13 protein-coding genes are annotated in these 13,529 nt (G+C 71.7%); 9 read left to right on the plus strand and 4 right to left on the minus strand.

What is annotated here, in order from left to right:
* Positions 1–111: 111 nt before the first annotated feature.
* From Nocox_RS41880 to Nocox_RS41890, 3 genes are read left to right on the plus strand one after another with little or no spacing between them, the layout of a single operon-like run.
* Positions 112–699 (plus strand): hypothetical protein, encoded by a 588-nt coding sequence (locus Nocox_RS41880; protein ID WP_020540984.1) that lies wholly within the window; start codon positions 112–114, stop codon positions 697–699.
* 23 nt (positions 700–722) lie between these two features.
* Entirely contained in the window at positions 723–1,892 is a 1,170-nt protein-coding gene (locus Nocox_RS41885; protein WP_020540985.1) for a sensor histidine kinase, read from the plus strand.
* Positions 1,889–2,557, plus strand: coding sequence for a response regulator (locus Nocox_RS41890; RefSeq protein ID WP_020540986.1), 669 nt, complete (start codon positions 1,889–1,891; stop codon positions 2,555–2,557). Before Nocox_RS41885 ends, Nocox_RS41890 begins: the two co-directional genes overlap by 4 nt.
* Positions 2,558–2,569: 12 nt before the next feature.
* On the opposite strand, the gene Nocox_RS41895 is transcribed toward Nocox_RS41890, so the two are convergent.
* A complete protein-coding gene (locus Nocox_RS41895; RefSeq protein ID WP_020540987.1) occupies positions 2,570–2,836 on the minus strand; it encodes a winged helix-turn-helix domain-containing protein in 267 nt (88 codons plus the stop codon).
* Positions 2,837–2,967: 131 nt separating this feature from the next.
* Here Nocox_RS41895 and Nocox_RS41900 point away from each other — a divergent pair, with 131 nt between their 5' ends.
* From Nocox_RS41900 to Nocox_RS41910, 3 genes are all read left to right on the plus strand, one after another.
* Entirely contained in the window at positions 2,968–3,255 is a 288-nt protein-coding gene (locus tag Nocox_RS41900; protein WP_026213890.1) for a hypothetical protein, read from the plus strand.
* Positions 3,256–3,566: 311 nt separating this feature from the next.
* Positions 3,567–4,901: an ISL3 family transposase gene (locus tag Nocox_RS41905; RefSeq protein WP_063711730.1), complete on the plus strand. Its 1,335-nt coding sequence runs from the start codon at positions 3,567–3,569 to the stop codon at positions 4,899–4,901.
* A gap of 665 nt (positions 4,902–5,566) precedes the next feature.
* Complete coding sequence (locus Nocox_RS41910) at positions 5,567–6,421, plus strand: HARBI1 family protein (RefSeq protein WP_219495500.1); 855 nt, start codon at positions 5,567–5,569, stop codon at positions 6,419–6,421.
* Between the two features lie 67 nt (positions 6,422–6,488).
* Here Nocox_RS41910 and Nocox_RS41915 read toward each other — a convergent pair whose 3' ends face one another.
* Positions 6,489–7,832, minus strand: coding sequence for an FAD-binding oxidoreductase (locus Nocox_RS41915; protein ID WP_020542942.1), 1,344 nt, complete (start codon positions 7,830–7,832; stop codon positions 6,489–6,491).
* A gap of 178 nt (positions 7,833–8,010) precedes the next feature.
* Between Nocox_RS41915 and eno the strand changes: the two genes are divergently transcribed.
* Positions 8,011–9,285, plus strand: a complete 1,275-nt coding sequence (eno, locus tag Nocox_RS41920) for a phosphopyruvate hydratase (protein WP_020542943.1) — start codon at positions 8,011–8,013, stop codon at positions 9,283–9,285.
* Positions 9,286–9,301: 16 nt separating this feature from the next.
* Here eno and Nocox_RS41925 read toward each other — a convergent pair whose 3' ends face one another.
* Complete coding sequence (locus Nocox_RS41925; RefSeq protein ID WP_020542944.1) at positions 9,302–9,778, minus strand: VOC family protein; 477 nt, start codon at positions 9,776–9,778, stop codon at positions 9,302–9,304.
* A 211-nt stretch (positions 9,779–9,989) separates the two neighbouring features.
* Here Nocox_RS41925 and Nocox_RS41930 point away from each other — a divergent pair, with 211 nt between their 5' ends.
* Positions 9,990–10,130: a hypothetical protein gene (locus tag Nocox_RS41930; protein WP_020542945.1), complete on the plus strand. Its 141-nt coding sequence runs from the start codon at positions 9,990–9,992 to the stop codon at positions 10,128–10,130.
* A 2-nt stretch (positions 10,131–10,132) separates the two neighbouring features.
* Positions 10,133–11,278, plus strand: a complete 1,146-nt coding sequence (locus Nocox_RS41935) for a methyltransferase domain-containing protein (RefSeq protein WP_020542946.1) — start codon at positions 10,133–10,135, stop codon at positions 11,276–11,278.
* 15 nt (positions 11,279–11,293) lie between these two features.
* Here the strand turns inward: Nocox_RS41935 and Nocox_RS41940 are convergent, their stop codons facing one another.
* Positions 11,294–13,495: a polysaccharide lyase 8 family protein gene (locus Nocox_RS41940; protein ID WP_020542947.1), complete on the minus strand. Its 2,202-nt coding sequence runs from the start codon at positions 13,493–13,495 to the stop codon at positions 11,294–11,296.
* Between the last annotated feature and the right edge of the window lie 34 nt (positions 13,496–13,529).

Genomic DNA, 13,529 nt, shown 5'->3' on the forward strand with positions numbered 1-13,529 from the left:
GCCAAAATCGGCGGCCCGCTCTCCTGCCGGCGGCTCACCCTCAGGAGGGAGCGGCGGGATCGCTCCCACCGGCGATGTCCCGTCCCCCCTCCGCCGAGCACGATGAGCGGCATGAACCTCCGCACCGCCTTCGTCGCCGCTCCCCTGCTCGTCCTCGCCTACGGCGTGATCCGCATCCTCGACGGGCTCGACGGCAGCCGGGGCCCCGGCCTCGCCTGGACCACCGGGCATCTCGCCTTCGTCGCCGCCCTGCTGCTGTTCGTCCCCATCTACTGGCGGATGCGGCGGATGGCGGGAGGCGGCGCGCTCGCGACCGTCACCGCGACCGCCGGCACCGTCGGCGTGGCCGCGCTGCTCGCGCAGTTCGGGATCGACCTCGTCGTCGGGTTCATGGCGGCCGACCACGCCGCCATGGGCGTGCTGTTCGACCAGGTGCAGTCCGTGACCGGCGTGTCGTTCGCGGTCTACGACGTCCTGCCGTTCCTCTTCTACGTCGGCCAGCTCGCCCTGGTCACGCAGCTCGCCGTGCAGCGCCGGGTCAAGCTGTGGACGCCCGTGCTGGTGCTGGCCGACCTCGCGCTGCCGTTCGTGGACAAGGACCTCATCCCGCTCGGCGCGCTCTGCCTGCTCGTGTCGTTCGTCCCGCTGGCCCGCGCCTCCGCCGCCGCTCCTGTTCGGCCCGCCGCCGCGTACGCATGACGCGGGCGGCAGGATGGGATGCCGTGTCCGACGTACGGTTCCTCGTCCCGCTCCGCCGGTGGGCGAACACGCTGCCCCCGATCTGGGTGGACGCCGGCCTGGCGGCGCTGGTCTGGGTCGCGCAGCTCTGGCCGTTCCTCGGCCGCGACAACCCGGCGGGCGGCCCCTGGCACTGGTGGGGGTACGTCGTCGTCACGCTCGCCACGCTGCCGCTGGTGTGGCGGCGGCGCGCCCCGGCCGTCGCCCTGGTGGCCGCGCTCCTGGCCATCGCCTGCTACGACCTCGTGGACGGCGTGGCCGCCCAGCCCGTCTGGTACGGCGCCCTGATCGCCCTCTACACGGTGGCCGCGACCTGCGCCCGATGGGTCAGGATCGTGCTGTTCGCCGTCTCGTCCGGCGGCGGGCTGCTGCTCGTCGGCTCGTCCGACACCGCGATCCGCGGCGTGGTGCTGTTCGTCACCGCCTACGCCGTCGGCCGGGCGGCGGCCGCCTCCCGCGCCCACGCGGCGGCGCTGGAGGAGCGCGCCGCCCAGCTCGTCCGCGAGCGGCGGGTCGCCGCCGAGCGGGCCGCCGAGCGCGAGCGGGCCAGGATCGCCCGCGACATGCACGACATCCTCGCCCACGCCGTCAGTCTCATGGTGGTGCAGGCCGAGGCCGGCCCCGTCGCGGTGGCCGCGGACCCGGCGCGGGCGGTGGCCGCCTTCGACGCCATCTCCGCCGCGGGGCGGGACGCGATGGGCCAGCTCCGCCGCCTGCTCGACGTGCTCAAGGAGGAAGAAGGCCCGCGGGCGCCGCAGCCCACGATCGACGGGCTGCCCGCCCTCGCCGAGCAGGTCAGGGCGGCCGGGATCGAGGTCGTCCACACCGCGGACGGCGAGCCGCGGCGGCTGCCGCCGGACGCCGAGGTGGCGGCGTACCGGATCGTGCAGGAAGCCCTCACCAACATCGTCAGGCACGCCGGCGCGACCCGCGCCGGCCTCGCCCTCACCTGGCGGGACGACGCGCTGACGATCGACGTCACCGACGACGGCCGCGGGCGGGGACCGGCGTTCCCCTCCGGCGGCAACGGCCTGATCGGCATCCGCGAGCGCGCGGCGGCCTGCGGCGGCGACGCGGAGGCGGGGCCACTCCCCGGCGGGGCCGGCTTCCGGGTCCGCGTCCGCCTGCCGCTTCCGGGAAAGGCGGCGGCGTGAGCGTACGGGTGGTCGTGGCCGACGACCAGGAACTGGTGCGGGCCGGGTTCGCCATGATCCTCGACGCCCAGCCGGACATCCAGGTCGTCGCCGAGGCGGGCGACGGCGCGCAGGCCGTCGCGGCGGTGCGCGAGCACCGGCCTGACGTGCTGCTGCTCGACATCCGGATGCCGGTCATGGACGGCATCGAGGCGGCCCGGCTGGTCTGCGCGGACGGCCCCTGCCGGGTGATCATGCTGACCACGTTCGACCTCGACGACTACGTCTACGACGCGCTGCGCGCGGGCGCGAGCGGGTTCCTGCTGAAGGACGTGCGCCGCGACGACCTCGTCCACGCCGTACGGGTGGTCGCCGCCGGGCAGTCCCTCCTCGCCCCGGCGATCACCACGAAGCTGATCGCCGAGTTCGCCGGCAGGGCCGCCCGCCCGGCCGGGCAGGTGGCGCCCGAACGGCTGGCGGCGCTGACCACGCGCGAGCGGGAGACGCTGCGGCTGATCGCGCGCGGCCTGTCCAACGCGGAGATCGCGCAGGCCATGGTGGTCAGCGAGCACACGGTGAAGACGCACGTCAGCAACGTGCTGACCAAGCTCGGCCTGCGCGACCGGGTGCAGGCGGTGATCGCCGCGTACGAGACCGGCCTCACCGTCCCCGGCGACCCGGACTGAAGTGCTTGCGCGCTAATCGGTCTCGCTGTCGGCCTTCACGAAGCTGCCCAGGTTGGGCACGGTGTAGACCTTGTCGGCGCTTCTGAGGCGTTCCATGGCCTTGCGTATGGTGGGGCGGGCGACTCCGAACTCTTCCATGAGCTTGACTTCGGAGATCTTGAACTTCGGGCCCCACTCGCCCGAGTCGATGCGCGCGTTGAGGACTTCGAGGATCTGCTCCCAGCGGGAACGATCCTCGTCGAACTCCCAGCTGCGCGTGTGCTCGACATATCTGGCCACACCATGAGAGTAGGAGGGCGTTTCACGCCCTTTCACGCCGGATCGTGAAGCTTCACGGAGCTGCATGGAATAGACAGGTACTTACAGGACTGCTAGCTTGAGGCGTGGCGTTGACGAAGGACGGTGAGCCTGTGTCGGATGACTACGACTTCCACGGAACGCACCCCGCCGCAACGCGGCCGGACGCGGTGCGAGTGAAGTGGGTTGAGGTGCAGCCCAGCCCGAGTCCGGCACGCGTCCGGCGCTACACCTGCGAATGCCGCCCGCTGATTTTCGAGGACTGCCGGGCCGGCGGGCAGGCATTCATCCGGCGGTACGACCGCTCCGTCGTACCGTGGGCCATCGCCGAGAGCCCGCGAGTGAAGATCCGCGAGGCCGAGATTCTGTGGCGGCAGCTCATGGCCGGTCAGGCAAGGTGACGAACCACCTCTTCACCAGGCCGCTCATAGTTGAATCGCCGCTGACTCCAGCTACGTGACGCATTGGGATTCAGTCGCGATCAATGTAAGTATCGAGCAACACAAAGATATTCAACCTCGCCATCACCCGTATCAAACTCTGGGTGAATATTATGGGTCTTCGAGTTTGATCGGGGAGGGGCGGCAGGAGTCCGCTCTCTGGTCACGTTGAGTGACGGCTAAGGCTGAAGATCACCCCGGATGCAAGATGCCCGCGGCTCTTGTGGATCATGACTGTTGTCTAGGCAGTCGATCTTCAAGAAACCACGGGCGTGCAGAACACTATAGAGATTTCTTCGGATGCGACACTGCTGCTGGGCCTGGAAGGCGTGGCGGTGGTGCGGGTGGAACGCGACGATGACGGCCATCGGGTGGTCCACATGATCACTGATGATGAGACGGCACGGGCCTGCCCGGCGTGCGGGGTGTTCGCCACCCGGGTCAAGGAACGTGTGCTCACCTCGCCCCGCGACCTGTGCGCCGGCGGTGAGACGATCAGCCTGCTGTGGCACAAACGCCGCTGGGTGTGCCGGGAGGAACGCTGTCGGCGCGGATCGTTCACCGAGCAGGTTCCGCAGGTCGGCGCGAGGATGCGGACCACCGCCAGGTTGCGGCGGGCCTGCGGGCGCAGCGTGGTGGACGGCGGGCGCACCATCTCCCAGGCCGGGCGTGACCATCGGCTGTCCTGGCCGGTGGCGATGCGCGAGATGCGCGCCTATGCCACCGAGGTGCTGCCCGCCGAGCCGCTGCCGACCTCGGCAATCGGGATCGATGAGATCCGGCGGGGCGCTCCCCGCTGGGAACAGGATGCGGCCACCGGCAAGTACCGGCTGATCGCCGACCGATGGCATGTCGGCTTCACCGATCTGTGCGGGGAGCAAGGGCTGCTCGGCCAGGTCGAAGGCCGCGTGGCGACGTCGGTCACGGCCTGGTTGAACGCCCGGCCCGCCGCATGGCGCAACGCCGTCTCCTACGTGGCGATCGACATGTGCGCGGTGTTTCGCTCGGCGATCCGCGCCGCGCTGCCACACGCGATCATCGTGGTGGACCATTTCCACCTGGTGCAACTGGCCAACGCCAAGCTCGCTGAGCTGCGGCGGCGGCTGACCTGGAAGATGCGCGGACGCCGTGGACGCAAGGGCGACCCCGAATACGACCACCGCCGCCTGCTGCGCGCCAATGCCGAGGAGTTGACCGCCGAGCAGCGTGCCGTCCTGGAACGCGACGTGGGCAGGATCGGCACCGCCGGCAGGCATCTGCTGGCAGGCTGGCACGCCAAGGAGAAACTGCGTCACCTGCTCGCGCTGGCCCGGACCAACCCGGCCCGCTCGCGGATCGCCCACCGCCTGCACGCCTTTTTCGCCTGGTGCGCCGACCACGCCTACCTGCCCGAACTGGTCACCTTGGCCCAGAGCATCGCCGCCTGGTGGGCCGAGATCGAGGCGTTCATCCGCACGGGCATCACCAATGCCAAGAGCGAAGGGACCAATCGCGTGATCAAGCTCGAAGCGCGCTGCGCGTACGGCTTCCGCAACACGAGCAATCAACGCCTCCGATCACGCTGCGCAACCACCCGCTCAAGCCGAAACCGAGCTATCCCCGCGTAAGTTCGATGACCCAATATTATTCCGTCTTGAGGCTCACGCGGAGTCCAGCTTAGATGGAGACTTACTTCAGGCGGCGTCGCTCCATCAACCAGTAGGAGGTCTTGAGCGTTTACCAGAAAGGACTCGATCGCCTCTAGCTGGACGCTCAACGGACGATCCGACTCCATCTGGTAGTCGACGTGCCAGCCATCCTGGTCAAGAACCAGCTTCCCAGGAGCAGCCATGCCTTCAATATCCGCGCCGGGAGCACCTGAGCCCCGTACTCGCACAGTTGATATAGCCCAGGGTTCGTTAACTTCCCCCAAATCCGATAGATGATCTGGAATGTTACCGATGGAGACCGCCCCTTGACTGCCGTCGGACAACTTCTGGATGCTTGACGCCGCTGCCTGCATTGCCTCCCGATCAGGACATCCCGACCAAGACCAGGCATGCCGCTCTCCTCGTACAGCGGTCAAAGCCCCAACCAACGATAACGCCATACGAGTCGATTGGCTCGATCGCCAACCTTCTTGTGATTCCTCCCAATGAGCCGTTGTCGGTAACGAACAGTTGCTGTGCGTGATCTCCTTGGACCCGGCAAGCCAACCTAGTGATCAGCAAGCGTAAAGCCCCTGGTAGAAGTGGTCTTGACTAGAGATCAACTTCAGAACCAGAGGCTTCACGTGCCCACTAGTGTCACATACACCGCGACCCTCGACGTACGTCGCGAGACTGTGCTGTTCCTGGCCGCCCTGCTGCACACTGAACGCCGCCGTCGCGGCACCCGCAAAGGACGCCGGGCGCTGGGCTGCTTCGCCCAGGCAGTCTTGATCCTTCGCTGGTTCCTCGACAACACCCGGATCAAGCAACTGGCCACCGACCACCACATCAGCCGCAAGACCGCCTACCGCTACCTGCACGAAGGCATCGACGTCCTGGCAGCCCACGCCCCCGGCCTGCGGCAGGTGCTCGACAGCGCAGCCGACACGGGCCTGACTCACGTCAACCTCGACGGCATCGTCATCGCCACCGACCGCGTCGCCACGCCCGGCCCGAACGGCGCCGACCTGTGGTGGTCGGGCAAACACAAGCACCACGGCGGCAACATCCAGGTGATCTCCGCCCCGGACGGCTGGCCGTTGTGGGTCTCCGACGTACGCCCCGGCCGCGAACATGACATGACCTGCGCCCGCACCCACGGCATCATCGCCACCCTGGCCACCGCGCGGGACACGGTGCCGGCCCTGGCCGACCTGGGATATGAAGGCGCCGCCGACGTCATCCGGGTGCCGGTGAAGAAGAAGCGCGGCCAGGCCATACTCAGCGACGACCAGCACACCTACAACAAGCTGCTGCGGGGCCTGCGCGGCGTCGGCGAACGCGCGAACGCCCTGCTCACCGTCACCTTCAAGGCTCTGCGCCGAGTCAGCCTCGACCCCTGGCGCATCGGGCAGATCGTCCGAGCCGCACTCGTGCTACTGCACCGCGAGCACGATTGGACCATATCGGCATCACACAACGCGATCTTCGGTTACTGAGAACGACTCAATGTGTTTGACCCAAAGAACGGCCGGGTCGCCGGGCGACGGCGACCCGGCCGGAGGCTCAGCCGAGCACCGGGAAGTTGGAGCGGAACACCCCGCGCGGGTCGCGGGCGCGCTTGATCGCGCGCAGCCGCTCCAGCGTGGCGGCCGGGAACGCCGCCGCGGCCGGCTCGCCGTCGCCGAGGAACGTGAACGGCTTGAGCCCGGTGGTGTGCGCCGCCACCGCCCCGGCGATCGCGCCCATCCTGGCCGTCCCCGCCGCCACCAGCTCGGGCACCGGCGCGGGGGCGATCATGCTCAGCAGGTACGGCTCCGCCAGGTGCCCGCAGGCGCCGCCGTCCGCGCGGGGCCTGGCCAGCGCGCCGCCGAGGTGGCGCACCTGGACCGTCGCCAGCGGCGCGATGCCCTCGGCCGTCGCCGCCAGCAGGGCCGCCACGGCGTCGTCGCCGAGGTCGGTCAGCAGCTCCCCGCGCGACAGGACGGGCATGGGCTCGGTCGGCTCGGCGCAGACGGAGCCCAGCTCGGCGACCGGCAGCTCGCCGCGGGTGTCCAGCAGCAGGCCGGGCACCGACTCCAGCGGGCGCACCAGGTCACGGCCGGCGGCGGCGTCGCCGAGGAACGTGAGGTCCACCATGACGGCGGCGAGGCCGCGCAGCGGCTCGGGCACCTCGGGGAAGGGCGGGAACTCCGCGAGGGTGAACCACAGGGTCAGCTCCTCGGGCGCGCTCGCGGTGATCTCGCGGAAGGCGGCCATGACCTCGGCGGCGCGGGCGGCGGGCCACAGCATGCGGCCGCCGTACAGGCGGGCGGCGGGGAACAGCTCCAGCTCCAGCGCGGTCACCACGGCGAAGTCGCCGCCGCCGCCGCGCAGGGCCCAGAACAGGTCGGGGTCGGAGTCGGCGGTGACCCGGGAGGTGGCGCCGTCGGCGTCCACGATCTCCAGGGCGCGCACGGAGTTGGCGGCCAGGCCGCGGGCGCGGCCGTACCAGCTGAGGCCGCCGCCCAGGGTGTAGCCGGTCACGCTGACGACGGGCGAGCTGCCCGCGGGGCCGGTGAGGTCGTGCTTGGCGGCGGCGGTCAGCAGTTCGCCCCACGAGGCCCCGGCCTCGACCCGCGCCACGCGCTCGCCGGGGCGGACCTCCACGGCGCGCATCCGGGAGGTGCGGATGAGGATCTCGCCGTCGAGGCCGCTGGTGGCGCCGTGGCCGCTCGGCTGCGTGGTGACCCGGAGCCCGGACGCGGCGGCCTGGCGGACCACGGCGGCCACGTCGGCGGCGCCCTCGGCCTCGACCACGGCGGAGACCCGCTGCGGCACCGCGCGGTTCCAGGCCAGCGCCGCCTGCTCGAAGCCGTCGTCGCCGGCGGACAGCGTCAGCCCGCGCAGCGCCCTGTGGTCGATGGTCATGTGGTCCCCCTGTCGTGACGGTGTTGTCGATCGCCAAGGATGGACCACCGCGCTAAACAGTGGGTTGTATGTGACTTGTGCCGGACTTGTCCAAGAAAGTCAGGTTGATCTGCCCTATGTACGTGCCGACGACCATGACACCGTCAAGGGGACGGTGACGTACCCATCTGGAGGAGCCGTGTGCGCGTTCCACATCATCGACCTGGGCGCCATGCAGATCCTGGACTCCCGCGGTCGCCCCACCCTGTCGGTCACCGTCACCCTGGCCGGCGGCGCGACCGGGTGGGCCGGCGTTCCCTCCGGCGCCTCCACCGGCGCCCGCGAGGCCGTCGAACTGCGTGACGGCGACAGCGGCAGGTACGCCGGCGCCGGCGTGACACGGGCGGCCGCGCGCATCACCGGCACCATCTTCCACCGGTTGAAGGGCCGGCCCTGGTACTCGCTCGCCGACGTCGACCAGGCCCTCATCGAGCTGGACGGCACCCCGGACAAGAGCCGGCTCGGCGGCAACGCCACCGTGGGCGTGTCGATGGCCGTCGCGCGGGCCGTCGCGGCGGCGCACGGCCAGCAGCTGTGGGAGTTCCTGTCCCCGTCCACGGTCCGGCCCAGGATGCCGGTGCCGCACTTCAACATGGTGAGCGGCGGCATGCACGCCTCCAACCAGCTCGACTTCCAGGAGTTCATGATCGCCCCGATCGGCGCGCCGTCGATGGCCGAGGCCGTACGGGCCGGGGTCGAGATCTACGCCGTGCTGCGCGCGAACCTGGCCGCCGCAGGACGGCCCACCGGGCAGGGCGACGACGGCGGCTTCGCGCCCGACTTCACCCGCCCCCGCGAGGTGCTGACGGCGCTGATGCGGGCCATCGACGACGCCGGCTACACCGCCGCCCGCGACCAGGTCGCCATCGCGCTCGACCCGGCCGCCACCCGGTTCCGCGACGCCGACGGCGCCTACCGGGTGGCCGGCGAACGGCTGTCCGGCCCGGAGCTGATCGAGCTGTACGCGGACCTCGCCGCCGACTTCCCCATCTGGAGCATCGAGGACGGCATGGCCGAGGACGACGCCGACGGCTGGCGGCGGCTCACCGAACGACTCGGCGAGCGGCTCCAGCTCGTCGGCGACGACGTGTTCTGCACCAACCCCGCCGTCATCGAGCAGGGCATCGCCGGCGCCGTCGCCAACGCGGCGCTCATCAAGGTCAACCAGGCCGGCACCGTCACCGAGACGCTCCAGGCCATGGACCTGTGCCGCAAGCACGGCTACGCGCGCATGGTCTCCCACCGCTCCGGCGAGACCGTGGACGACTTCATCGCCGAGCTGGCCGTGGCCACCGGCTGCGGGCAGTTCAAGGGGGGCGCCCCGGCGCGCGGCGAGCGCGTCATCAAGTACAACCGGCTGATGCACATCGCCGCGCAGCGGCCCGACCTGCCGTACGGGCTGGCCGACCGGTGAGGCGCCCCGCCCCAGGTCAGCCCGCGGCGGCCGCCTCCAACGCCCGGATGTCGATCTTGCGCATGCCGAGCATCGCCTTCATCGCACGCCCGGCCCGGTCAGGGTCGGGGTCGGTGATCAGCTCGGGCAGGCGGCTCGGCACGATCTGCCAGGACAGACCCCACCGGTCCTTGAGCCAGCCGCACTGCGACTCCTCGCCGCCGTCCGCGGTGAGCTTGGCCCACAGCTCGTCCACCTCCTCCTGCGTCTCGCAGGTCACGTACAGCGAGACCGCCTCGTTGAAGGTGAAGTGGGGGCCGCCGTTCAGCGCGAGGAAACTCTGGCCGGCCAGCTCGAACTCGACCAGCATCGCCGTGCCGGCCGGCCCCGGGCCGGCCTCGCCGTTGCGCTGGACGTGCACGATCCGCGAGCCGGCGAACAACGAGGTGTAGAAGACCGCGGCCTCCTCCGCCTGGTTGTCGAACCACAGGTACGTCCTGATCTTCTGCGTCATCTGTCTGAACCCTTTCACCAGCCTGTAGGGCGTTTCGTCATCAACGCGTCGACCGGGATCCGGCCGATTCGACACGACGGCCGGGATTTTTTTCGCGGGAGAGTTCGGGGAGTTCGCACGCCCTTCCGGGGCTGACCCCCACGCCATTGCCGCCCGCGACGCGTACACGTATGGTGACGTTGAGCGACGATCCGGCGAAGGAGCAGACCTCATGGGCGGTAAGCACGGCGGCAAAGGCCCCACCGACCGGCCCTTCGAGCAGGGCAAGGACAAAGGCAGCGGCAGCACCAGCGACCAGCAGGGCACCGCTCGCGGCGGTAAGCACGGTGGTGGCAAGGGCGGCAAGAAGTAGCCGTGGACCTGACCAGCCACCTGGACCGGCTCGTCGCCACGCTCGACCCGCGGAAGCGCGGCCACGTCGGCCCGGCCATCGCCGACGCCGTCCGCGCCGTGCCCCGCGACCAGTTCATCCCGGACCTCGGCATCATCCGGGATGACGCCGGCGAACCGCGCCTGATCGACCGCCACGCCGACCCGGACGCCTGGTACCGGGCGGTGTACGGCGGCAAGTCGATCGTCACCCAGCTCGACGACGGCGCGACGCCGCTGACGGAGCTGCGCGGCGACTTCACCTCATCGGCGTCCGAACCGGGCACCGTCGCCGACTTCCTGCATCACCTCGCGGTCGAGGACGGCATGCGCGTGCTGGAGATCGGCACCGGCACCGGCTACACCGCCGCCCTGCTCTGCCACCTGGTCGGCGCTCATGGGAGCGTGACCTCGGTCGAGGTCGACGCCGGCGTCGCGGAGCAGGCCGCCAGGAACCTCGCCGCCGTCGGCGTCCGGCCGCGGCTGGTCGTCGGCGACGGCGCCGCCGGGGTTCCGGGGCGGGCGCCGTACGACCGCGTGCACGTGACATGCGGCATCCGGCATGTCCCGTACGCGTGGGTCGAGCAGTGCCGGCCCGGCGCGCTGATCGTGGCGCCGTGGCGGCCCGGTTTCGGCATCGGCTTCTGCCTTCGGCTGCAGGTCCAGCAGGACAGGACCGCGCGCGGCGGGATCGTGGACTTCGCGGAGTACATGTGGATGCGCTCCCAGCGGCCGGCCACGGACGAGGCCCCGCCGGGGGACGAGCGCCGGCAGTATTGGACGGCGCTGGATCCGCGGGCGTTCGACCAGCTCGACGCGGGCGTCGATCTGACCGTCTCCGCGCTGACCGGGGCGGTCACGACGACCGGCAGCGGCAGCGACGAAGAGGGAGACTGGTGGCGCATGTGGCTGTCCGACCCCGACGTGCCCGGCTCGTGGGCCGCCGTCACCTGCCGGCCGGGCTCGCGGATCGCGGTGCAGCAGGCCGGTGAGCGGCCGCTGTGGGACGAGGTGCTGCGGGCGTACGCCCGCTGGGTGGACCTGGGCGAGCCGTCCTGGCGGGACTTCGGCGTCACCGTGGGCCCGCAGGGCACGAACGTGTGGATCCGATCGCCCGACAACCCACTCTGACCCGCGTACGCCCTGTCAAAGGGCCAGGCGGACGGTGACCGAGGCGCCCTCCCTGGCGGCGAGACCACGGAAGGACAGGGTGGAGCCGGCCAGGAGGGCGTCCCCGGCGAGCAGGCCGGCGACCGGCCGGTCCCAGGTGACGGCCAGCTCCTCCAGGTCGCGCCGGGGATCGGAGACCGCCAGCGTGGCCGTGCCGTCGCCGTGCTCGCGGGCCAGGACCGCGCACGGGGCGGAGGCGGTCAGGCCGCCGGCCGATCCGGCGAGCCAGAAGTTCGCGGCGGTGAGGCCGAGGGCGGGCACGCGCACAGCCTGCGCGCCGGTGGAGTTGGCGAGCACCCGCGGCCGGCCGGGATCGGCCGCGCGGGCCCGGGTCTCCTCCAGGGTCGCGCCGGGCAGCAGGACGTAGTGGTAGCCGGCCGCGCGGGGGTCGGTGCCGTGGTCGAGCCAGAGCGTGACGTAGTCGCGGGCGACCCCGCCGCCCGCACGGCGCTCCCGCAGCGTGCGCAGCCCTCCGCCGGGCACCAGGTAGCCGCCGTGGCCCTCCAGGTGCGCCCAGCCCTCCCCCAGGACGAGCCTCGCGGCGGTCCTGCGGTTGTCGACGATCGTCTCGACCGGCGTGCCGTCCTCGGCGGTGATGCCCGCGCCGAGGCAGACCACGGCGTCGTCGAGGAAGAACCACGACGCGAACGCCTCCAGCGTGCTTTCCAGCCCGCTCAGGTGCTGGCCGACGGTCGCGTACGTGCCGTCCGTGGCCCCGCCGACCCACCGCCACGGCGTACGGGTGTCGCCCCACGCGCCGCCCGCGCCGTCCGGCAGCCGCTTGGCCGAGACGGTCGTGCCGGGCAGGCGGTAGGGGTCGACGGTGGGCCAGAAGGAGTCGGAGTACTGGTCGCCGTGGCCGTCGGCCCACCAGTAGAGCATCCCGGAGCCGGTGTGCCGGCCGCGCGCGTTCTCGCCGTTGCCGTGCTCGTAGTGGCCGATGCGGTAGGAGGACATGCTGAGCGCCGCGCACCAGCCGGGCCGCCGGTGCACCGCCCGCGCGCTCATGGGCAGCAGCCGGTGCCCGGCCGGTTCTGGCGCGGCGGGCACCGCGGGATCGGCCTCGACCGCGGCCAGGCGGGCGTGCGCGGCGGGCTCCAGCGCGGGCCGATGGCCGCTCCGCGCCGCCCAGCCCTTCACCAGCGCCTGCCAGCGGGCCCGGTACGCGGCCGGGGCCACCTCGCCGAGCAGCAGGATCGCGGCGGCGAGCGCGTGGCCGCGCTCGTGGTCGCCGAAGGGGCGGCGGGCGATGTCGCGCCCGCGTACGAGGTCCATGCACGCCCCGTCGTGCACGAAAGGAGCGAACGAGCGCTCCACCACTTCAAAGGCCACCGGATGCGTGACCTCCCACGGCGAGCCGCGCAGCAGCGCGAAGATCAGGGCCGCGCCCGACAGCAGCGTCACGCCGTAGGAGCCCTGGTAGGGGACGTACTCGTGCTGGATGAACGAGCCGTCCCGGTAGAAGCCGTCGCCTTCGCCGACGTAGCGGAACACCGGCGCCAGCGCGGCGGCCGCGAGGTCCGCCCTGCCGTGGTCGGCGTCGAGCATCGCCCGCAGGAGCGTCACCAGGCACAGGTCCACGCGGTTGGCGGCGGTGCTGGTGCCGCTGTAGGAGCCGAGGCGGTGCTCGGGGACGAAGTGGTCGACGGCTCCGGCCAGCGCGCGCCGGCGCTGCTCGCCGAGCAGCGGCTCGACCAGCACGGCAGCGTCGAGCAGCGCTTTCGGGACGCCGATCTGCCAGTGCCACCAGTTGCCCGCCGGGTAGGCGCCGGCCGCATACACGTGCCGCCGGTAGTGGTCGATCCCGGCGGCCACCGCCTCGGCGAGCGCGGGGTCGCCCGTCAGTCCGGTGCCGGGCAGCGCGTACGCGCGCGCCATCGTCCGCAGGCGGCCCGGCGTCGCGGCGAAGGAGGGGAACGGCTGGTCCGGCCAGAGCCCGCCGGGACCCGCCGCCATCGTGTCCCGGTGGCGGGCGGCGGCCCGGCCCAGGACGGCCAGCTTCGTCCGGTACGGCTCGGCCGCCGGGTCGTAGCCGGAGCCCGTGGCCAGCTCGCGCCAGCGGCGGCGTAAGCGGACGAAGCAGTCGTCGGGCGTGCGCGCGACCCCGGCCGGCGTCAGCGCCCCGGCCAGCCCGGCCGCCGCCACCCCGCCGGCCCGCAGGAACGCCCGCCGCCGCACCCTCCTGATTGTCGGCGTCCGCCCGGCGGGTGTC

The sequence above is a fragment of the Nonomuraea coxensis DSM 45129 genome (assembly GCF_019397265.1).
GTDB classification, from domain to species: domain Bacteria; phylum Actinomycetota; class Actinomycetes; order Streptosporangiales; family Streptosporangiaceae; genus Nonomuraea; species Nonomuraea coxensis.